This window comes from Marinobacter lutaoensis, from assembly GCF_001981305.1.
Classification (GTDB): Bacteria; Pseudomonadota; Gammaproteobacteria; order Pseudomonadales; family Oleiphilaceae; genus Marinobacter; species Marinobacter lutaoensis.
Genome location: NZ_MSCW01000007.1, coordinates 614,454 through 633,593, shown reverse-complemented (window position 1 = coordinate 633,593; position 19,140 = coordinate 614,454). Strand labels below are relative to the sequence as shown.

At 64.7% G+C, this 19,140-nt stretch carries 18 protein-coding genes and 2 pseudogenes; 12 read left to right on the top strand and 8 right to left on the bottom strand.

What is annotated here, in order from left to right; all coding sequences use genetic code 11:
• Positions 1-21 precede the first annotated feature (21 nt).
• Positions 22-1,302 (top strand): DUF945 family protein, encoded by a 1,281-nt coding sequence (locus BTO32_RS12610; RefSeq protein ID WP_084206842.1) that lies wholly within the window; start codon positions 22-24, stop codon positions 1,300-1,302.
• Between the two features lie 79 nt (positions 1,303-1,381).
• Here BTO32_RS12610 and BTO32_RS12605 read toward each other — a convergent pair whose 3' ends face one another.
• The 4 genes and pseudogenes from BTO32_RS12605 to BTO32_RS12590 form a co-directional block, all read right to left on the bottom strand.
• Entirely contained in the window at positions 1,382-1,630 is a 249-nt protein-coding gene (locus tag BTO32_RS12605; protein WP_076724968.1) for a YfhL family 4Fe-4S dicluster ferredoxin, read from the bottom strand.
• 13 nt (positions 1,631-1,643) lie between these two features.
• Complete coding sequence (coaD, locus tag BTO32_RS12600) at positions 1,644-2,126, bottom strand: pantetheine-phosphate adenylyltransferase (RefSeq protein WP_076724967.1); 483 nt, start codon at positions 2,124-2,126, stop codon at positions 1,644-1,646.
• Positions 2,127-2,227: 101 nt separating this feature from the next.
• Positions 2,228-2,431, bottom strand: a pseudogene (locus BTO32_RS12595) (GMC oxidoreductase); the annotation flags it as partial.
• Positions 2,432-2,699: 268 nt separating this feature from the next.
• The gene (locus BTO32_RS12590; protein ID WP_076724966.1) at positions 2,700-4,145 is read right to left on the bottom strand and encodes a coniferyl aldehyde dehydrogenase; all 1,446 of its coding nucleotides are present in this window, start codon (positions 4,143-4,145) and stop codon (positions 2,700-2,702) included.
• A 176-nt stretch (positions 4,146-4,321) separates the two neighbouring features.
• Between BTO32_RS12590 and BTO32_RS12585 the strand changes: the two genes are divergently transcribed.
• A complete protein-coding gene (locus tag BTO32_RS12585; protein ID WP_076724965.1) occupies positions 4,322-4,990 on the top strand; it encodes a TetR/AcrR family transcriptional regulator in 669 nt (222 codons plus the stop codon).
• A gap of 194 nt (positions 4,991-5,184) precedes the next feature.
• Here BTO32_RS12585 and yihA read toward each other — a convergent pair whose 3' ends face one another.
• The gene (yihA, locus tag BTO32_RS12580) at positions 5,185-5,814 is read right to left on the bottom strand and encodes a ribosome biogenesis GTP-binding protein YihA/YsxC (RefSeq protein WP_076724964.1); all 630 of its coding nucleotides are present in this window, start codon (positions 5,812-5,814) and stop codon (positions 5,185-5,187) included.
• Between the two features lie 178 nt (positions 5,815-5,992).
• Here yihA and BTO32_RS12575 point away from each other — a divergent pair, with 178 nt between their 5' ends.
• The 3 genes from BTO32_RS12575 (at position 5,993) to BTO32_RS12565 (ending at position 8,327) form a co-directional block, all read left to right on the top strand.
• A complete protein-coding gene (locus BTO32_RS12575; protein WP_076724963.1) occupies positions 5,993-6,601 on the top strand; it encodes a c-type cytochrome in 609 nt (202 codons plus the stop codon).
• 154 nt (positions 6,602-6,755) lie between these two features.
• Positions 6,756-7,391, top strand: a complete 636-nt coding sequence (locus BTO32_RS12570; protein ID WP_076724962.1) for a thiol:disulfide interchange protein DsbA/DsbL — start codon at positions 6,756-6,758, stop codon at positions 7,389-7,391.
• 69 nt (positions 7,392-7,460) lie between these two features.
• Positions 7,461-8,327 carry an endonuclease/exonuclease/phosphatase family protein gene (locus tag BTO32_RS12565; protein WP_076724961.1) on the top strand — a complete coding sequence of 289 codons (867 nt, stop codon included), beginning with the start codon at positions 7,461-7,463 and terminating at the stop codon, positions 8,325-8,327.
• Between the two features lie 59 nt (positions 8,328-8,386).
• Here BTO32_RS12565 and rpmG read toward each other — a convergent pair whose 3' ends face one another.
• The 3 genes from rpmG to radC all read right to left on the bottom strand — a co-directional run bounded on the left by rpmG (position 8,387) and on the right by radC (position 9,681).
• Positions 8,387-8,542, bottom strand: coding sequence for a 50S ribosomal protein L33 (gene rpmG, locus BTO32_RS12560; protein ID WP_076724960.1), 156 nt, complete (start codon positions 8,540-8,542; stop codon positions 8,387-8,389).
• A gap of 11 nt (positions 8,543-8,553) precedes the next feature.
• A complete protein-coding gene (rpmB, locus tag BTO32_RS12555) occupies positions 8,554-8,790 on the bottom strand; it encodes a 50S ribosomal protein L28 (RefSeq protein ID WP_076724959.1) in 237 nt (78 codons plus the stop codon).
• Between the two features lie 216 nt (positions 8,791-9,006).
• The gene (gene radC, locus BTO32_RS12550) at positions 9,007-9,681 is read right to left on the bottom strand and encodes a RadC family protein (RefSeq protein WP_076724958.1); all 675 of its coding nucleotides are present in this window, start codon (positions 9,679-9,681) and stop codon (positions 9,007-9,009) included.
• 171 nt (positions 9,682-9,852) lie between these two features.
• Here radC and coaBC point away from each other — a divergent pair, with 171 nt between their 5' ends.
• The 7 genes and pseudogenes from coaBC to argA all read left to right on the top strand — a co-directional run bounded on the left by coaBC (position 9,853) and on the right by argA (position 18,974).
• A complete protein-coding gene (coaBC, locus tag BTO32_RS12545; RefSeq protein ID WP_076724957.1) occupies positions 9,853-11,064 on the top strand; it encodes a bifunctional phosphopantothenoylcysteine decarboxylase/phosphopantothenate--cysteine ligase CoaBC in 1,212 nt (403 codons plus the stop codon).
• On the top strand, positions 11,061-11,522 hold the full coding sequence (gene dut / locus BTO32_RS12540; RefSeq protein ID WP_076724956.1) for a dUTP diphosphatase: 462 nt from the start codon (positions 11,061-11,063) through the stop codon (positions 11,520-11,522). The genes coaBC and dut overlap by 4 nt, the downstream gene beginning before the upstream one ends.
• A gap of 95 nt (positions 11,523-11,617) precedes the next feature.
• On the top strand, positions 11,618-14,230 hold the full coding sequence (locus BTO32_RS18220; protein ID WP_076724955.1) for a phosphomannomutase/phosphoglucomutase: 2,613 nt from the start codon (positions 11,618-11,620) through the stop codon (positions 14,228-14,230).
• Between the two features lie 55 nt (positions 14,231-14,285).
• Positions 14,286-15,182: an acetylglutamate kinase gene (gene argB / locus BTO32_RS12530; RefSeq protein WP_076724954.1), complete on the top strand. Its 897-nt coding sequence runs from the start codon at positions 14,286-14,288 to the stop codon at positions 15,180-15,182.
• 21 nt (positions 15,183-15,203) lie between these two features.
• Positions 15,204-16,454, top strand: coding sequence for an alpha/beta hydrolase family protein (locus BTO32_RS12525; RefSeq protein WP_076724953.1), 1,251 nt, complete (start codon positions 15,204-15,206; stop codon positions 16,452-16,454).
• Positions 16,455-16,484: 30 nt separating this feature from the next.
• Positions 16,485-17,653: pseudogene (gene argE / locus BTO32_RS12520) on the top strand (acetylornithine deacetylase).
• 13 nt (positions 17,654-17,666) lie between these two features.
• Positions 17,667-18,974, top strand: coding sequence for an amino-acid N-acetyltransferase (gene argA / locus BTO32_RS12515; protein WP_076724952.1), 1,308 nt, complete (start codon positions 17,667-17,669; stop codon positions 18,972-18,974).
• The last annotated feature ends 166 nt before the right edge of the window (positions 18,975-19,140 follow it).

Genomic DNA, 19,140 nt, shown 5'->3' with positions numbered 1-19,140 from the left:
ACAACCAATAAGGAGCCTTCCTTGAAGCGCAAATGGATCATTGCCGGAGCCGTGGTGCTGGCCGCTGCCGGTGCCCTGCCGTGGGGCGTGGGTTACCTGACCGAAACCCAGTGGCGCCAGGCCGTCACCGAAGTGAACGATGCCCAGCCGTTCCTGCAGCTGGAAACCGAACAGTATGACCGGGGTATTCTCGGTGCCCGGGTGCGCCTGACGGCGATCGTAACGCTACCGGAAACTCACGAGCAGCGCCGGCTGGAATTCCTGGGGGATGTGAGTCATGGCATGACCGGTAGCCTGATGGTGCTTGAACCGGCGACCGGCTGGGCGCCGGAGGGCGCCGACTGGTTTCCGGAGGAGCCCCCCCGGCTGACGCTGGAATCCCGGGTCTGGGGAACCGCCCGGCTGGCGCTGGCGATCCCCGAAACCCGGATCCGGGACGACAACTCCGGAGAGGTTCTAACCACCAGCGCCGGGGAAGCCTGGCTCGAGGCGCGGGACGCCGGTTCTCAGCTGGACATGTTCATGGCATTGCCGCGGCTGGCGCTGACGGGCCCGGATGCCGAGGTGACCGTGGCCGGGATTGAAATGGATCAGTCCATGGAGCACCTGTTGGGTGACCTTTGGCTGGGGGGCGGCGCCTTTCGTATCGAGAATGTGTCGGTCCGGCCCGGGGCCGGAGCCCCGGTGGTTCTGTCCGGCCTGGCGATTCTGAGTGACAGCGAGGCTCACGACGATCGCAGCCGTCTGGACTCCAGCCTGACCGTGACCTTGTCAGAGCTGACCCTGCCCCAGGGCAGCTACGGTCCGCATCATGTGGAGTTTGTCCTGCATGATCTTGAGGTCCACAGCTGGAATCGTTTCTCCAATGCCCTCACCGGATTGCAGAACTTGGCGCTGACCGATGGCGACCCGGATGTCGAGGCCCAGGCGCGGGTCATGCAGGAACTGATGGCGTCGTTTCAGGATGTCGCCGCCGCTGGCTTCAGCCTGGGATTCCCCCGGGTCAGCCTGGCGACACCGGAGGGGGAGGTTCGTGCCGAGGCGGAGGTTCACCACCCGGAACTGACGCCGGATGAGCGTGCCGCCATGCTGCTGGTGATGCAGCGGTTGTCCGGCAACCTCGACCTGAGCCTGCCGCTGGCGCTGGCGGAGGAGTATCCCGCGCTGCGCATGCAGCTGGCCCCGTTGATCAAGCAGGGGCTGCTGGTGCAGGAGGGCGACCGCCTGACGCTGGCTGCCACCCTGGCGGACCTGGTGGTCACCGTTAACGGCGAGGAGTTTCCTCTGCCGCCGGTGCTGTAACGCCCGGAGATGGCACGCATGAAAAAGCCCCGGCACGGAACCGCGCCGGGGCTTTTGCGTTTCGGGGGGCGACGCGGGCTCAGCTGCCGGTCAGGCGATGGTATTTTTCCATCAGCTGCTCGTGGGTTTCCTGGTGCTCCGGGTCGTGCGGAATGCAGTCCACCGGGCACACCTGTTGGCACTGGGGCTCGTCGTAGTGACCAACGCACTCGGTGCACTTGTTGGGGTCGATGACGTAGATTTCGTCGCCCGGCGAGATGGCCTCGTTGGGGCATTCCGGCTCACACACGTCGCAGTTGATGCATTCGTCGGTAATCATCAGGGCCATGTTCCGTTACCTCTCAGGCTGAGTTGAACTTCTGTTTCAGAGCGGCCGCTACGGCGGGATCGACGAATTCCGACACATCTCCGCCCAGGGCGGCGATTTCCCGAATCAGGGTGGAGGAGATGTACGACAAATGGTTCGCGGGCGTCAGGAAGACGCTTTCCACGTCCGGGGCCAGGCGGCGGTTCATGTCCGCCAGCTGGAACTCGTATTCGAAGTCGGAGACGGCGCGCAGACCACGCAGAATGACGGACGCCTGTTGTTCTCGGACGAAATCGGCCAGCAGGTTGCTGAAGCCGGTAACGGTCACATTGGGCAGATGCGCGGTGGCCTTGCGGACCAGTTCGCACCGGGTGTCCAGGTCGAGCAGCGGCTGCTTCTTCGGGTTATGGGCCACGGCGACTACAATTTCGTCGAACATGCGGCCGGCCCGTTCGATCAGATCGGTGTGGCCGTTGGTGATCGGGTCGAATGTGCCTGGGTAGACGACTTTGGTCATGCACAGCTCCTTCCTTCGCTGGCAGCCATGATACCAGCATTCCCAGGGCATCTGTAGGTGCCGGCGGCGCGGGTACCGGCACGGGAAAACCGAGACTGGCCGGCCAGGTGATGGCTGTTCCGGGCCGACCGGGCGTAGACGGACAGCTGGGGATTGGCTCCGATACGGGTGGGGAACCGGGATGCGTCGTGCACGCTCAGGTTGCTCACAGGGTAGTGTTCGCCGAAACCGTTGACCACCGATGTTTCCGGGTTCGGGCCCATGGCGCAGCCGCCCATCTGGTGCGCGGTGAACAGGCGCACCCGTGGGGTGCCATGGCCGGGTGCAGGGGCGGGACCTCCAGTTTGAAGCCGGCCGGTCCCGATGACCACGACATCGGCTTCCAGAGTCTTGGGGCCGGACAGTGGCCCGGCGCCGGCCAGCACAAGGGCGCCGCCAAGGCCGGTTTTCAGAAAGCCCCGGCGACCCAGACCGGCCAGGGCCGGACCGCTGGCCGGCAGGTCTGGGTGGTCGTTCATGATGGGCTCGCGTTCTTGTTGTTGTCGAGTCTCAGTTGGGGGTATCGGCCGTTTGTCAGCGGATGAAGAAACGGTACACCAGCCGGTGCATGGCCGTGCCGTGGGGGGCGTAGACGAACTTGCCGCTGTTGAACTTCTGCTTGGTGAAAATGGCCCGGTGGTGGGAGAAGGTCAGGAAGCCTTCCTTGCCGTGGTAGTGGCCCATGCCGGAGTCGCCGATGCCACCAAACGGCAGGTCGTCCTGGGCCACGTGCATCAGGGCGTCGTTGATGCACATGCCACCGGAGTGGGTGTTGTCCACCACGTGCTGCTGCTGTTGCCGGTCGTAGCCGAAGAAGTACAGTGCCAGAGGCCGGGGCCGGTCGTTGATGTAGTGGACGGCCTCGTCCAAGCTGCCGTAGGGCACGATGGGCAGGATCGGTCCGAAAATCTCGTCCTGCATCACCTTCATATCCGGCGTGGTGCGCAGTACCAGGGTTAGCGGCAGCTTGCGGGTGCCCGCGCCCAGATTTTCCCGGGCAGGGTTCAGTTCCACCAGCTCGGCCCCCTTGTCGCGGGCGTCCGCCAGATAACCTTGCAGGCGTTCGTACTGGCGCTCATTGATGATGGCGGTGTAGTCGTCGTTGTCCCGCAGGCTCGGGTACATCGCGGCGAACTGGCGCCGGAACTCGTCGACAAAGCCCTTGACCCGGTCCGCCGGGCACAGCACATAGTCGGGAGCCACGCAGGTCTGGCCGGCATTGAACGCCTTGCCGAACGCGATGCGCTGGGCCGCGTCGGCCAGGGGCACGTCCGGCGAGACGATGGCCGGGGACTTGCCGCCCAGTTCCAGGGTGACCGGCGTCAGGTTCTCCGCCGCTGCACGCATCACCAGCTTGCCCACCGATGTCGAGCCAGTGAACAACAGGTGGTCAAACGGGCGGGCGGAGAAATCGGCGGCCACGTCGGCTTCGCCGTTGATCACCGACACCAGGTCCTCCGGAAAGGTGGCTTCCATGATGTCCCGGAACAGGGCGGAGGTGTGAGGGGTATACTCGGACATCTTGATCATGGTCCGGTTGCCGGCTGCCAGCGAGGCCACCAGCGGGCCCACCGCGAGGTACAGCGGGTAGTTCCAGGGGACGATCACGCCCACCACGCCCTTGGGCTGGTAGTACACTTTGTTGCTGGCCGGCTGGAACAGAATGGATACGTGCCGCCGCGACGGTGCCATCCACTCGCGCAGGTGCCGAAGGGTATAGTTGATGCCCTGGATCGACGGCATCACCTCGGCGATCAGGGACTCGTCCCGGGAGCGGCAGCCGAAATCCCGGTCGATGGCGTCCACCAGCCGGTCCTTGTGGTCCAGCAGGGCCTGCTTGAGCCGTCGCAGGTTGTCCTGGCGCTCGGTCAGCGACGGCATGGGGTTGTTGCGGAAGGCCCGTTTCTGCGCCTCGAAGACACGGTGGGTGTGCTGGATGTGCTTCTTGCTTTCGGTGAGCTGGACGACGGTGGCTGCCATGGCGTTCTCCCCTGCGCAGCCGACCGGCTGCGATTGCCTGTTGTTGTCGGCTGTCCAAAAAATGGGCAATTTGCGTTCAGGGGTATTATTAGAGTATATACTCTAGGGAGTCAAGCCAGGGGTGATGGCCGATCGGGCCAGACACCGGGTCAACAACAATAAGTGTCCCAGGTATCATGAAAACCAGAGACAAGATCCTGCTCGCCAGCCTCGAACTGTTCAACGAACGGGGCGAACGCAACGTCACCACCAATCACATCGCCGCGCACCTGGCGATTTCCCCGGGCAACCTGTACTACCACTTCCGCAACAAGTCCGACATCATTTATGAGATCTTCCAAGCCTACGAGAAGCTCGTCGACTATTATCTGGACATCCCCGAGGATCGCGCGCTGACGCTGGATGACCTTACCTTTTATCTGGAGTCGGTGTTCGACGGGCTCTGGAGCTACCGCTTTTTCCACCGTGACTTGGAGTACCTGCTGGACAGCGATCCCCGCCTGCGCCGGGATTACCGCGAATTCACCGAACGCTGTCTGGCGGCCATCACACTGATTTTCGAGAAAATGGCGGAAGCGGGCATCATCGAGCCCCAGCCCGAGGAGCTGCGCCGGGCCATGTCCCTGAATGTATGGCTGGTGATCACCAACTGGATGGCCTACCTGAAGACCGCCCATGCCGCGGACGGTCCCTCGGGGCTCAGCTTGGCGGAGCTGAAGCAGGGGATCTACCAGGTCCTGACCCTGGAGATTCCCTATCTCACGCCGGCCTACCGGGAGCGCGTGTTGGCGTTGCGGGAAAAGTATCGGCCCCGACGGGTGGCCGTTGAACCGGTCGCCGGCTGATCGTTAGGTAGGTAAAAGTCGAAATTTTGATCAAAAAAGCGGCGTTTCGGGGAACTTCCCCTGACCTGGCGGCTCTAACCAAGTGACGTTGGAAACTCGGACTTTCCTGCGTCTTCTGAGCGAAAGCTCAGGTTTAGCACGTCGCAAACCCTGACGTTTTGCCGGTCTGCCGCAAGGCAGGCCGGTTTTTTCGTTCAGGCTTCCGGAGATTCCAGCCACTGACTCAGTGCCTCCCGGCAGGTGTCGACGCCCCGCTTGGTGGTGGCCGAGAACATGATCTGGTGCTGGACACAGCGATAAGCCTGAAGCTTCCGGGCAATGGTCAGCATGGCCGTCTTGGCCTGTCCGAATTTCAGCTTGTCCGCTTTGGTGGCCAGCACCATCAGGGGCAGCTGGTTGTGTTCGCACCAGTCCACCATCATCTGGTCGAAGTCGGTCAGCGGATGGCGAATGTCCATCACCAGCACCAGGCCCCGCAGGCAGCGCCGTTCGTTGAGGTAGTGGCCCAGGTGCTGCTGCCAGTCATCCTTCATGTCCCGGGAGACCTTGGCATAGCCATAGCCGGGCAGGTCCACCAGCCGGCAGCCCTCGCGGTTCAGGGAAAAGAAGTTGATCAGGCGGGTGCGTCCCGGGGTCTTGGACGTCCGGGCCAGTTTGCCGTTGGCGGTGATGGCGTTCAGAGCGCTGGACTTGCCGGCGTTGGAGCGGCCGGCAAAGGCCACCTCGGCGCCGACATCGGGCGGACATTCGTCGAGGCGGGAGGCGCTGAGCAGGAACCGGGCACTGTTGAAAGAGAGGGATTTTTGAGTCAGATCAGGGTCCACAACGGTTGGCTTTCCTTTGGATTTCAGTTGTTGGCGATTAATGTATAATGCTACACCAATTCCGGGCGGCGCGCTGCGCGCGGCCGCTGTCAGCCCCGGTTTTGAGCCTGCCTGGTCAGCGCCTGCCGGCTGCATATGAAGAACACCTTTATTAAAAGATGAGAGAAGCGGAGCGAGCATGAAAAAACTGATCGCAGGAGTGGTTCTTGGTGTAAGCCTGACGACCTTGGCGCACGGAGCCGGAAACCCTCAGGCAGGTGAACAGAATGCAGCAGTGTGTGCCGGCTGTCATGGTCAGGGCGGCCAGAAGCCGGTGATGGGCAACTACCCGAAGCTGTCCGGTCTCGGTGAACGGTACCTGTATAACCAGCTCAAGGCCATCAAGGCCGGCAAGCGGGTGGTACCGGAAATGACCGGCCTGCTGAACAATCTGTCCGACCAGGATCTGCAGGACCTCGCGGCCTTTTTTGACAGCAAGGAAATGATCGTCAGCCAAGCCAACCCGGATCTGATCGAGCGGGGCGCGGCCCTGTATCGTGGGGGTAACTTGGCCTCCGGCGTACCGGCCTGCGCCGGTTGCCACAACCCGCAGGGCAAGGGTAACGAACCGGGCGGTTACCCGGCTCTGGGCGGTCAGAACGCCGAGTACGTGATGAAGCAACTGAAAGCCTACCGTGACGGCACCCGGGCCACCGATGCCAACTCGTCCATCATGATGGACGTGGCCTCCCGGCTCACCGACGCTGAGATCGAGGCTGTGGCCAACTACGTATCCGGCCTGCACTGACCGGGTCCGGCCGATGGAAAAACCCCGCGATGCGGGGTTTTTTTTGGGCCAGTCTTACCATGCTGTAATGCGACCCTGGGGCCCGGCTGTAGAACTTTTGGCCTGGCGTGGGTCATAATCCCCGACACAAAATCAGGCAGATCGGAGACGTTTCATGATCAGATCCTTCGGAGTGGTGGCCATCCTGTCCCTGGCGATGGCTTTTGCCGGGGTAGCGAACGCGGAGACCTGGCAAGAGGGCGTTCACTATCGCAAGCTGGAAACTCCCGTGCACACCGAAAGCACGGATGGCGTCGAGGTGGCGGAAGTGTTCTGGTATGGCTGCCCCCACTGCTACCGGTTCAAGCCACTGGCGGAGGCCTGGGAAGCCCAGGCGCCGGACTATGTTCATTACGTGCGCATCCCGGCGGCACTGGGGCGTTCCTGGGAGCCCCACGCGCGGGCGTTCTACGCTCTGGAGGCGCTGGGGCAGCTGGACAAGGTTCATGATGCCCTGTTTGATGCCCTGGCGGGCGAGCACCGGCCCCTGAACGACGGCGAGTCACTGGCGAAATTCGTGGCCGGATACGGCGTGGACCCGGATGAATTCCTGAAGGCGTACAACAGCTTTGGCGTGAACGCCAAGCTGCAACAGGCCCAGGCCAAAGTCCGGGGCGCGCGCATTACCGGAACACCGTCTATGCTGGTGAATGGCAAGTACGTGGTGACCGCCAGCATGGCCGGCAGCCACGAAGCGGTATTGAAAGTCGTTGATTACCTGGTCGAGAAGGAACACAACGCCGGTAACTGACCCGGGAACCGGCGGCCCGGCTCCGGCGCCGCCGGTGTCCCGGGGGTGTCAGGATGGGACCGCCGGACTATGTACAAGCGCATTCGCAACCAGATTCACGGACTGCTGAAGCTGGAGCAACCCCGGCCGCCCCGGGGGCGCTGCTCCGGCCTCGACCATGTGCCGGAATTCGAGCCGAACCGGCACCTTCGACTGCTGACGTTCAATATTCAGGTGGGAATCAACACCGCCTCCTACCGACATTATCTCACCCGCAGCTGGCAGCATGTGCTGCCCTATCGCAACCGCATCGAAAACCTGGACCGAATCGCCCGGCTGATCAGCAACTACGATGTGGTGGCGCTGCAGGAGTGTGACGGTGGCAGTCTGCGCAGCGGCTACATTAACCAGGTGCAGTACCTGGCCGAGGCGGCCGGGATCCCATACTGGTATCAGCAGCTGAACCGCAACTTGGGGCAGATCGCCCAGCACTCGAATGGCCTGCTCAGCCGGTTCCGGCCGCTTGATGTCACCGAGCACCGCCTGCCGGGCCTGATTCCCGGCCGGGGTGCGATTGTGGCTCGCTACGGCGACCGGAGCGACCCGTTGGTACTGGTGCTGATGCACCTGTCGCTGAGCCGGGCTGCGCAGCAGCGGCAACTGGGGTATATCCGGGAGCTGATCGCCGATTACCGGCACGTGGTCTTGATGGGGGATATGAACAACCACGCCGAGGAGCTGCTCAACAACACGCCGTTGAAGGAAACCGACCTGGTACCCCTGCCACCCACCGCCCACAGTTTCCCCAGCTGGCGCCCGGAAAAGGCCCTGGATCATATCCTGGTTAGTCCGACCCTGGAGATTCGTCGCTCGGAGGTGGTCAGTTACCCCCTGTCCGACCACCTGCCCATTGCCATGGACGTGGCGCTGCCCAAGGGCTACCTGGAGAAGTTCTGACGACAGGCACAAAAAACCCGGCGCCGGGCCGGGTTTTTTTGTGCCTGTGCTGCCAAGAATTACTTGATCTTGGCTTCCTTGTAGGCGACGTGCTTGCGCACCACCGGATCGTACTTCTTGATCTCGATTTTTTCCGGGGTGTTACGCTTGTTCTTGGTGGTCGTGTAGAAGTGACCAGTGCCTGCTGAGGATACCAGCTTGATCTTCTCGCGCATGATGCGGCTCCTTATACCTTCTCGCCGCGGGCACGGATGTCGGCCAGCACAGCGTCAATACCTTTTTTGTCGATGATGCGCATGCCCTTGGCGGATACGCGCAGCTTCACGAAACGCTTCTCGGATTCAACCCAGAAACGGTGGTTCTGCAGATTCGGCAGAAAACGACGACGGGTGTGGTTCATCGCGTGGGATACGTTGTTACCGGTGACCGGACGCTTACCGGTAACCTGACAAACTCTGGACATACTTGCCTCCGACCTGAGCAGTGGTCTCTATCAATACGAATTCGTGTTAGTGCGTCTCTGGTGTCCGGGGAGCCTGCAACTCCCTGCCCGCGCCTTGAATACGGAGCGCTGTCTGCCAGACGCCGCCAGAAAGGGACGCTTTTATACCAGAACTGCCCGCCCAACGCAAAAAATTGTTGGGAAATTGGCCAGTGCGCCGGCCGGGGCCGCCGCCGCTCACATCAATCCGCGTTCGGCCAGGGATATTACCTCACCGTGGCCAATCACCATATGGTCAAGAACCCGGATATCCACCAGGTCCAGTGCCTCCTTCAGGCGCCGGGTCAGGGCGATGTCAGCTTGACTGGGCTCGGCGACGCCGGACGGGTGGTTGTGGGCGAAGATCACCGCCGCCGCGTTGTCCTCGAGTGCCTGGCGGACCACTTCCCGGGGGTAGACGGCGGCACCGTCGATGGTGCCCCGGAACAGCTCCCGGTACTGGATGACCCGGTGACGGTTATCCAGGAACAGACCCGCGAACACCTCGTGGGGATAGGTGCCCAGGCGGCTGGCGAGAAAGCGCCGGGTATCGGCGGGGGATTGCAGCGGGTCGCCGTGGCGCAGTGGTTCGTCCATCACCCGGCGCGCCATTTCCATGGCGGCCTGGAGCTGTGCGTACTTGGCGGTGCCCAGACCGCGGACGGCGCAGAACTGGCGGTGTGAGGCCGCCATCAGGGCACGCAGGCTGCCAAAACGGTGAATCAGGTGTCGGGCCAGTGTCATTACCGGCATGCCGGCGGTGCCGGTACGCAGAAAAATAGCCAGCAGTTCGGCGTCGGAAAGGGCAGTGGCGCCGTGGGCGAGCAGGCGCTCGCGCGGGCGCTCGTCTTCGGGCCAGGGGGTGGTTGGCATCGCTCGGCGTCCTTGCGTGTCTGGGGCGTCCTGCCCCGGTGGAATTCAAGGTTACAAAGGTTACTTGAAAAAGTAACATGCCGTAAACGTTCCCGATGGCGTTCCGGCTGCTGTCGCCGGGCGGGCGTGCTATCGTATTACCCCTTTGTTTCTGGGCACTATGGAGCCGGTATGGGCGCCAAGAGAATTCTACTGGGTATCACCGGCGGCATCGCGGCCTACAAGAGCGCGGAGCTGGTCCGGTTATTGAAAAAAGCGGGCTGCGAGGTCCGCGTGGTCATGACGCGTGCGGCGGAGGCGTTTGTCACGCCGCTGACCTTTCAGGCACTGAGCGGCGAACCGGTCAGGACCTCGTTGCTGGACCCCGAGGCGGAAGCCGGAATGGGGCATATCGAACTGGCCAAGTGGGCCGACCAAGTGGTGGTGGCACCGGCCTCCGCCGATTTCCTGGCCCGGCTGGCGCAGGGCCTGGCGGATGACCTGTTGACCACCGTCTGCTGCGCCACCGAAGCGCCCATTATCCTGGCTCCGGCGATGAACCAAGCCATGTGGCGAAACCCCCGTACCCAGCGCAATGTCGCCCTGTTGCGGGACGACCCCCAGGTCTGCCTGTGGGGGCCGGACCAGGGCGAGCAGGCCTGTGGCGATACCGGCCCGGGCCGGATGTTGGAGCCGGCGGAGCTGGCGGCGCGCCTGCTGGCGCCAGCGTCGGAGAGGGCTCTGGAGGGGATCCTGCGGGGACGCCGCGTGGTGATTACCGCCGGGCCGACCCGGGAGCCGTTGGACCCGGTGCGTTACCTCAGCAACCACAGCTCCGGAAAAATGGGCTACGCCCTGGCCGAGGCCGCCCGGGACGCCGGTGCCCGCGTGGTCCTGGTCAGTGGTCCGGTCAGCCTGGCGCCGCCGGCCGGAGTCGAGGTGCGCCCGGTGGTGACGGCGGAGGACATGCTTGGGGCCACCCTGGCGGCGGTGGACGAAGGCTGCGATCTGTTCGTGGCGACGGCGGCGGTGGCCGATTACCGGCCCCAGAACCGCGCCGGTGACAAGATCAAGAAATCCTCCGAGACCCTGACCGTGTCGCTGGTGCGCAACCCCGACATCCTGGCAACGGTCGCGGCCCGTCCGGGCGCGCCGTTCACGGTGGGGTTCGCGGCGGAAACCCGGGACGTGGCCCGTTACGCCACCGACAAGATGGCGCGGAAAAACCTGCGCATGATCGTCGCCAACGACGTGTCGGTTCCCGGCTTGGGGTTCAACAGCGATCGCAACGCCGTCACCGTGTTCTGGCCCGGCGGTCAGGCGCAGATCGGCCCGGACAGCAAGCAAGCCATCGCGACCCGCCTGGTCGCGCTGATCAGTGAACAGATGGATAAGAGCGCATGAGCAAGAAAACCCTGCAGGTCCGGGTTCTCGACGACCGGATCGGAACCACCATCCCGTTTCCAGAATACGCCACCGACGGCTCCGCCGGCCTTGATCTGCGGGCCTGCCTGGAGGCCCCGCTGACCCTGGAGCCGGGCCAAACGGCCCTGATTCCCACCGGCCTGGCCCTCCACATCGGCGACCCTGGCCTGGCCGCCATGATCCTGCCCCGCAGTGGCCTGGGCCACAAGCATGGCATTGTTTTAGGCAACCTGGTCGGCCTGATCGACTCCGACTATCAGGGCGAGCTGATGGTCTCCTGCTGGAACCGAGGCAACACCTCCTTCACCGTGACGGTGGGCGAACGCATCGCCCAGATGGTTCTGGTCCCCGTGGTCCAGGCCGATTTCGAGCTGGTGTCGGATTTCCAGACGAGTGCCCGGGGGGCGGGTGGCTTCGGCTCCACCGGCCGCCACTGAGGCGCCCGCTGTCACGCATAAGTCAGGTGCGAGGTCTATACTTTTGCGGGTAACTGCTTGTCCAGTTCGAAAAAAATACAACGGCGGGATGGACTATGAAGCTCGGTAGGAAGAAAAAAACGGACGAGGTTTCGGCGGAGCCGTCGGCCAAGGCCGCCGCCAAGGCCAAGGGCCCGGAGCGCCGGCTCAAGCGCCTGGGGTCGGTGGCCCTGGGCCAGGCCCTGGTGGTGCTCCTGGCTGGCGTGGTGTCGGTGGTGTTGCTGTATTTCCTGGCAATCCAGCCCACCGTCGATAAGCGCCTGCGCAGCCAAGCCAGTCACCAAGTGGAAGGGGCGGCCTTTCGTCTGAACCAGTACCTGACCTGGCTTCAGCGCAGCGTCGACGGCCTCGCCAGCCAGGCCTATGTGCGGGAGGCACTGGCCAGCCCGGTATCCCTGGATGCCGCCGAGGCCCAGCTGGCCCGGGCGTTGCCGGGTATCCAGGCGGTCTATCTGTTTCCCTTTCGCGAGGTTCCCAGGTCCGCTCCGGACAAGCCCCTGCTTGGCTTCGCCGGCCTGGAGCTGGTGCGCCGGGCGGAAACCGGGCGGCCGCTGCTACCGGACGCCTTCCCCAGGGACGACCGCTGGTTTCTCCAGATCGCGACGGCGGTGCGTAACCCGGTCAGCCAGGCGGTGATGGGTAGCCTGCTGGTGGTGTTCGATACCCAGGAGCTGCAGGCGCTGCTCACCGTGACCGACGCCGATCTCGGTGGCCGGCTGGCGCTGATCCAGACCGTGGCTGGCACCTCGCGCACGGTGGCCAGCCAGGGTGCCGGCTCGGGGCCGTCATTATCCCGCACCCTGATGAACCCGGACTGGTCGGTGCAGTACACGCCGGCCCGGCTGCCGGAACCGCCGGTCAGTTTGACTTGGCTGGCGCTGCTTGTCGGCCTGCCGGCACTGGTTGCGGCGATCCTGGTGTGGGGCCTGCTGGGCAACGCCCAGCGCTCCCTGCGCGCGGATGTGTCGGCACTCATCCAGTGGGCGCATAAGGTGTTTGCCGGCGACAAGGCCCGCCTGCCGGGCGCGCACTGGGACCTGGTGGGGTCCCTTGGTGAAGTGCTGTTCCGCATCGCCCAGATGGTGGAGAAACGGGTGGCCAAGGCCTCGGAGTCGGCCCGTCCCAAACCGGCTTCTGGACCCGCCTCCGAGGTCGTGGAGGAGCCCCTGTTCCAGAACACCGACATGCCCGATATCGACATGCTGGACGGCGATGAGGATGTGCTGGGGTTTGGCGGCGACGCTCCCCTGGCCGGGGACGAGGCTCTGGTGGTGGAAGAGGTGGCCGCGCCGGCGGTTGAATTGGCGCCGGAGATTTTCCGGGCCTATGACATTCGCGGCATCGTCGGCGAGACCCTGTCCGCTGAGGGGGTCGAGGTGATTGGCCGGGCCATCGGCTCGGAGGCCCTGGCGCGGGGTGTCTCGAGCCTGTGCGTGGGCTACGACGGCCGCCATTCCAGCCCCGAACTGGCGGATGCCCTGGCCCGTGGGGTTATGGCCGCCGGCTGCGATGTCATCCATGTCGGCGCCGTGCCGACGCCGGTGCTGTACTTCGCCACCTACCAGCTGGAGACCGGCTCCGGGGTGATGGTGACCGGCAGTCACAATCCGGCCAACTACAACGGCCTGAAGATCATGCTCGGGGGGGAGACGCTGTCCGGCGACGCCATTCAGGCCCTGTACCAGCGTGTCCGGAACGGCGATCTGGCCCGTGGCCAGGGCCGCCAGTCGAGCCAGGATGTGCGTCGGGCCTATCTGGATCGGATCGTTGGGGACATCGCCGTGGCGGCTCCGCTGAAAGTGGTGGTGGATGCCGGTAACGGCATCGCCGGCGAGCTGGCCCCGATGCTTATTGAGGAGTTGGGCTGCGAGGTGGTGCCCCTGTACTGCGAGGTGGACGGCGACTTTCCAAATCACCATCCGGATCCGGGCAAGCCGGAGAACCTGGTGGATTTGATCGCCCGGGTGCAGTCGGAAGGTGCCGACCTCGGCATTGCCTTCGACGGCGACGGCGACCGGCTCGGGGTGGTGACCCACTCCGGCAAGATCATTTGGCCGGACCGGCTGCTGATGTTGTTTGCCCGGGACGTGGTATCCCGCAACCCCGGCGCGGATGTGTTGTTTGACGTGAAATGCAGCCGTCGCCTGGCCAGCGTCATCACCGAGGCCGGCGGCCGGCCAATCATGTGGAAGACCGGCCACTCGCTGATGAAGGCCAAGATGCAGGAAACCGGCGCCCTGCTGGCGGGAGAGATGAGCGGTCATATCTTCTTCCAGGAACGCTGGTACGGCTTCGATGACGGACTGTACGCCGCCGCCCGTCTGCTGGAGATCCTGGGGATTGAGGATCGCCACGCCGATGAGGTGTTCGGGGATTTTCCGGAGGACATCAGTACGCCGGAACTGAACGTCGAAGTCACGGAAAGCCGCAAGTTCGACATCGTCGAGCGCCTGGCCAACGAAGGGGCGTTTGGCGAGGCCAGCGTCAGCACCATCGACGGTGTCCGGGTCGACTACGCCGATGGCTGGGGACTGTGCCGGGCGTCCAACACCACACCGGTGCTGGTGCTGCGGTTCGAGGCGGAGTCCGAGCAGAGCCTGGCGCGGATCCAGGGGATTTTCCGGGAACAGCTGCTGAAGGTGGCGCCCGATCTGGTGGTGAATTTCTGACTGACCGGCCCCCCGAGGGGGTCACAACCGATTCAACTGGAAGGTAAGGAACAAAATGGCGCTTGATCGTGATACGGCCATGCAGGTCGCTTCGGTACTGAGCAAGGGGCTCCCGTACATCCAACGGTTTACCGGCAAGACCGTGGTGATCAAGTACGGCGGCAACGCCATGGAAAACGAAGAGCTCAAGAGCAGCTTCGCCCGGGATGTGGTGCTGATGAAGCTGGTGGGAATCAACCCCATCGTGGTGCATGGCGGCGGTCCCCAGATCGGCGAGCTGCTGTCGCGCCTGAACATCGAGTCCCGCTTCGTCAACGGCATGCGGGTCACCGACGCCCAGACCATGGATGTGGTGGAGATGGTGCTCGGGGGGCAGGTGAACAAGGAAATCGTCTCCCTGATCAATGCCCACGGCGGCACGGCGGTCGGCCTGACCGGCAAGGACGCCAACCTGATCCGCGCCCGCAAGCTGGAAGTGGTGAACCGCTCGCCCGAACTGGAGCGGCCGGAGATCATCGACATTGGTCACGTCGGCGAAGTCGCCAGCGTCAACGTGGATGTGATCGACATGCTGACCCGGAGCAACGTCATCCCGGTGATCGCCCCGATCGGGGTCGGGCCGGACGGCGCCTCCTACAACATCAACGCCGATCTGGTGGCCGGCAAGGTGGCCGAGGCGATGAAGGCGGAAAAGCTGATTCTGCTGACCAACGTGTCCGGTCTCAAGAGCAAGACGGGCGAGGTCCTGACCGGGCTTACCGCCCAGCAGGTCAACGCCCTGATTGAGGATGGCACCATCCACGGCGGCATGTTGCCGAAAATCCGTTGTGCCCTGAGCGCGGTGGAAAACGGTGTCCGGACGTCCCACATCATCGACGGCCGGGTCGCCCATGCCTGCCTGCTGGAAATCTTCACGGATGAGGGCGTGGGCACCCTGATCTCCCGCAACTGAGTCCTGCCAAGGAGTTTCCGGATGAAACGCCTGCTGACAACGCTGGTTCTGCTGCTCCTGCTGGCTTTCGCCGGCTTCAAGGCCGCCGTCTGGTGGCTGACGGACCAGCGCATGGCCGAGGCACGCTCCGCACTGGAGCACCAGGGCGTGCTGTCCCGGGGGCGTATCGGTTCCGGACTCGACGGGCACCTGGTGCTGAGCGACGGTTACTGGCAGGACTTCCGTCTGACCCAACCCCTGGCGTTCGGCCGCGTGGTGTTCGACGCCGGCTCGCCCCTGGCGCTGCTGCGGGCACTGCTGGATCCTGCCGACCTGCCGCTGTCGTGGACGCTGCAGGCGGAAGGCCTGGGGCTGGTGCTGGATGCCAACCTGCTGCGGAACTGGGTCACCGCCGATGGCGAGGATGGCCAGGGCCGGCCGGCCCTGATGGTGCTGCCCTGTGCCCCGGACACCCGGCAACAGCTCGGCAGTGGCGATTTGATGCGCATGGGCATCACTGGCTTGGCGGGCGAGGCCCTGATCCGGCAGGACGCCGACGGGGTGCGGGCGGAGCTGAACACCGCCGGCGTCGGCAGCCTGGAACTGGTCTGGCCCGGAGCCCGGCTGAATGTGCGCCAGCCGTCCGCCACTCTGTCCAGCACCGCCAATGCCATGACCGTGACATTGCGTGATGGTGGCCTGATGCGGCGAGTGACCGCTTACTGTGCCCGTGAAACCGGGCTTGAACCCCAGGCCTGGGCCGATCGGGTGACCGCGGCACTGGCGGCCGGGCTGCGGGCGCGGGGGGTGGCGGCCAGCGAGCCACTGCGGGCGCTGTACCGGCAGTGGTTGCTGGAGGGGGGCGAGCTGACTCTGAGCCTGTGGCCGTCCCGACCCTGGTGGGGCATTCCGGTGCGGGCGGACGCCGGGGAGGGAGCCGCGTGGCCGGTCAGCTACAACGGCAGGGCGGTCCCCGGCCTGTACCTGACGGCGCTGCCGCCGTCGACGTCGCCGCCGGAGGCCGTGGTCGGGCCTGGCAGCCCGCCACCGGAGGCCGGAGCCCCGGACCGGGAAGGCTGGTCCGAGCAGCCTCTGGCCGATGCCGATGCCTGGCTGGGTTACCGGATCCGGGTCACCCTGGATACCGGCAAGGTGGTCGAGGGCCGGCTTGACGCCGTCGACGAACGGGAACTGAGCGTGGCCCGGCGGATGGCGGGTGGCGAAGTGGTCTATCCCATCCTGAGACGGGCGGTGAGTCGTCTGGAAATCGGGCGTCCCGGGCGGTCGCACTAGAAGCGGGCCGGACCCGCGCGGAGGTGAATCATGGCACACGGAGTGCGGGGCGGGCAGGGGCTGCCGCCGTTACGGGAGATGCTGGCGCGACTGGTGTCGCTGCCGTCGATCAGCAGCGCCTCGCCGGACTGGGATCACAGCAACGAGGCGGTGGTTCGGACCCTGGCGGAGTGGTTGGAGTCCCTCGGGTTCGTGGTGGAGGTGCTGGCGGTCCCCGACCTGCCGGGCAAGTTCAATCTGGTCGCCACCCTGGGCCAGGCCCGGGGGGGCTGGTGCTGTCGGGGCACACCGATACCGTGCCGTTCGACCCGCAGCGCTGGCGCAGCGACCCCTTTACCCTCACCGAACGGGACGGTCGCTGGTACGGGCTGGGTACCTGCGACATGAAGGGGTTCTTCCCCCTGGCGATCGAAGCCGCCCGGCACTACGTCGACCGCCCCCTCAGGCAGCCGCTGATCATCCTTGCCACCGCCGACGAGGAAACCTCCATGAACGGGGCCCGGGCCCTGGCGGAGGCAGGTCGCCCCAGGGCCCGTTATGCTATCATCGGCGAACCCACGGGACTGCGTCCGATCCGTATGCACAAGGGCATCATGATGGAGCGGTTGCGATTCGAGGGCCTGTCCGGGCATTCCTCCAATCCTGATCTGGGCCGCAACGCTCTGGAAGGGATGCACGAGGCGCTGACGGAGCTGTTGGATCTGCGCAGCCGGTGGCAGCAGCAGTACCGGAATCCGAACTTCGATGTTCAGGTGCCGACGCTCAACCTCGGTTGCATCCACGGTGGCGACAATCCCAACCGCATCTGTGGTCAGTGCGAGCTGCATTTCGATCTGCGGCCGTTGCCGGGGATGGACATGCAGGCCCTGCGGCAGGCCATCCTGGCGCGGGTGCGGCCGGTGGCGGAACGGCGTGGCCTGTCGCTGTTGTTCGAGCCCCTGTTCGACGGCGTGCCGCCGTTTGAAACCCCGCCGGACGCGGCCCTGGTCCAGGCCTGTGAACGGCTGACCGGACACACCGCCGAAGCGGTGGCTTTCGCCACTGAGGCGCCCTGGTTGCAGAAGCTGGGCATGGAAACCCTGGTCATGGGACCGGGCTCCATTGACCAGGCCCACCAGCCGGACGAGTACCTGGAACTGTCGCAGCTGGCTCCCACCGTGCGCCTGTTGCGTGGACTGATCGAGCAATTCTGCCTGTAACGGAGAACCGGACTTGAAATCGAACGACTGGCTGCACGGATTCCGGCACTCATCTCCCTACATCAACACCCACCGGGGCCGGACCGTGGTGCTGACCATTCCCGGCGACGCCATCGCCCATGGCAATTTCATCAACATCATCCACGACATTGCCCTGCTCAGCAGCCTCGGTGTTCGCCTGGTGGTGGCTTTTGGCGCCCGTCCGCAGATCCAGGCACGGCTGGATGGCGCCGGCGTTGAGTCCACCTTCGTGCGGGGCCTGAGAATCACGCCGGAAGCGCACCTGCCGCTGGTGATGGAAGCCATCGGCGGCCTGCGCGCCTACCTGGAAAGCCAGCTGTCCATGGGGCTGGTCAACTCGCCGATGCACAACGCCAGGATTCGGGTCAGCAGCGGCAACTATGTGGCGGCGCGGCCAGTCGGCGTGCTCGATGGCATCGACTTCGGTCATACCGGCAAGGTCCGCCGGGTCGACGCCGAGGGCATCGGTCGGCTGTTGGAACTGGGCCACATCGTGCTGCTGCCCCCGATGGGCTACTCACCGACCGGGGACGCCTTCAACCTGTCCTACGAGGACGTGGGCAGCCAGGTGGCGATGGCGCTCAAGGCCGAGAAACTGATCGTGTTCATCGACGACCAGGGGGTGCTGGAGGCGGACGGCTCCCTGATCCGCGAACTCACCACCCGTCAGGCCTCGGAACGGCTCGCCGCCGGCGTGGTGACCGGCCACGACGCGGACTTGCTCAAGGCGGCCTGCGACGCCTGCATCAAGGGGGTGCGCCGGGCCCACATCATCAGCTACATCGAGGATGGCGCGCTGCTGAGTGAACTGTTCACCCGGGACGGTTCCGGCACGCTGGTCAGCAGCGACAACTACGAGCAGATCCGCCAGGCCCGGGTGGAGGATATCGGCGGTATCCTGGAATTGATCCAGCCGCTGGAGGAACAAGGCATTCTGGTGCGTCGTTCCCGGGAAATGCTGGAGACGGAAATCGACCGGTTCGTGGTGGCCGAGCGGGATGGCACCATCGTCGGCTGTGCCGCGCTCTATCACTACCCGGAGGAGGGCGCGGGGGAGCTGTCCTGTTTCGCCGTGGATCCGGCCTACCGCCGGGCTGGCCGGGGTGATGAGCTCCTGGCCCGGATCGAGAAACTGGCCCGGGGCCTGGGGATCCACAAGCTGTTCGTGCTGACCACCCAGACCGAGCACTGGTTCCGCGAGCGGGGGTTCCAGCCCACCAGCGTGCAGTCCCTGCCCGGGCCCAAGCTGGCGTCCTATAACACCCAGAGAAATTCGAAGGTCTTCTTCAAGTTGCTGTAACCCGGGGATCAGTAGCAAAAGGGGATAGATCTGACTAAGCTGTGGCTAGGGGTCGGGTGTATACTGTGACCCATTGCCCGCCGGAGACCAGGTCACCTGGGCGTGACCCGGATTTCCAAGCCTGTCCGGTGCTGTCGGCCTATGTGCCAGGGACGTGACCGGCCCG

Coding starts and splice junctions, on each gene's coding strand:
- BTO32_RS12605 (WP_076724968.1), bottom strand. CDS start 1,630: ATGGCCCTGATGATTACCGACGAATGCATCAACTGCGACGTGTGTGAG.
- coaD (WP_076724967.1), bottom strand. CDS start 2,126: ATGACCAAAGTCGTCTACCCAGGCACATTCGACCCGATCACCAACGGC.
- BTO32_RS12590 (WP_076724966.1), bottom strand. CDS start 4,145: ATGGCAGCCACCGTCGTCCAGCTCACCGAAAGCAAGAAGCACATCCAG.
- BTO32_RS12585 (WP_076724965.1), top strand. CDS start 4,322: ATGAAAACCAGAGACAAGATCCTGCTCGCCAGCCTCGAACTGTTCAAC.
- BTO32_RS12575 (WP_076724963.1), top strand. CDS start 5,993: ATGAAAAAACTGATCGCAGGAGTGGTTCTTGGTGTAAGCCTGACGACC.
- BTO32_RS12570 (WP_076724962.1), top strand. CDS start 6,756: ATGATCAGATCCTTCGGAGTGGTGGCCATCCTGTCCCTGGCGATGGCT.
- BTO32_RS12565 (WP_076724961.1), top strand. CDS start 7,461: ATGTACAAGCGCATTCGCAACCAGATTCACGGACTGCTGAAGCTGGAG.
- rpmG (WP_076724960.1), bottom strand. CDS start 8,542: ATGCGCGAGAAGATCAAGCTGGTATCCTCAGCAGGCACTGGTCACTTC.
- rpmB (WP_076724959.1), bottom strand. CDS start 8,790: ATGTCCAGAGTTTGTCAGGTTACCGGTAAGCGTCCGGTCACCGGTAAC.
- radC (WP_076724958.1), bottom strand. CDS start 9,681: ATGCCAACCACCCCCTGGCCCGAAGACGAGCGCCCGCGCGAGCGCCTG.
- coaBC (WP_076724957.1), top strand. CDS start 9,853: ATGGGCGCCAAGAGAATTCTACTGGGTATCACCGGCGGCATCGCGGCC.
- dut (WP_076724956.1), top strand. CDS start 11,061: ATGAGCAAGAAAACCCTGCAGGTCCGGGTTCTCGACGACCGGATCGGA.
- BTO32_RS18220 (WP_076724955.1), top strand. CDS start 11,618: ATGAAGCTCGGTAGGAAGAAAAAAACGGACGAGGTTTCGGCGGAGCCG.
- argB (WP_076724954.1), top strand. CDS start 14,286: ATGGCGCTTGATCGTGATACGGCCATGCAGGTCGCTTCGGTACTGAGC.
- BTO32_RS12525 (WP_076724953.1), top strand. CDS start 15,204: ATGAAACGCCTGCTGACAACGCTGGTTCTGCTGCTCCTGCTGGCTTTC.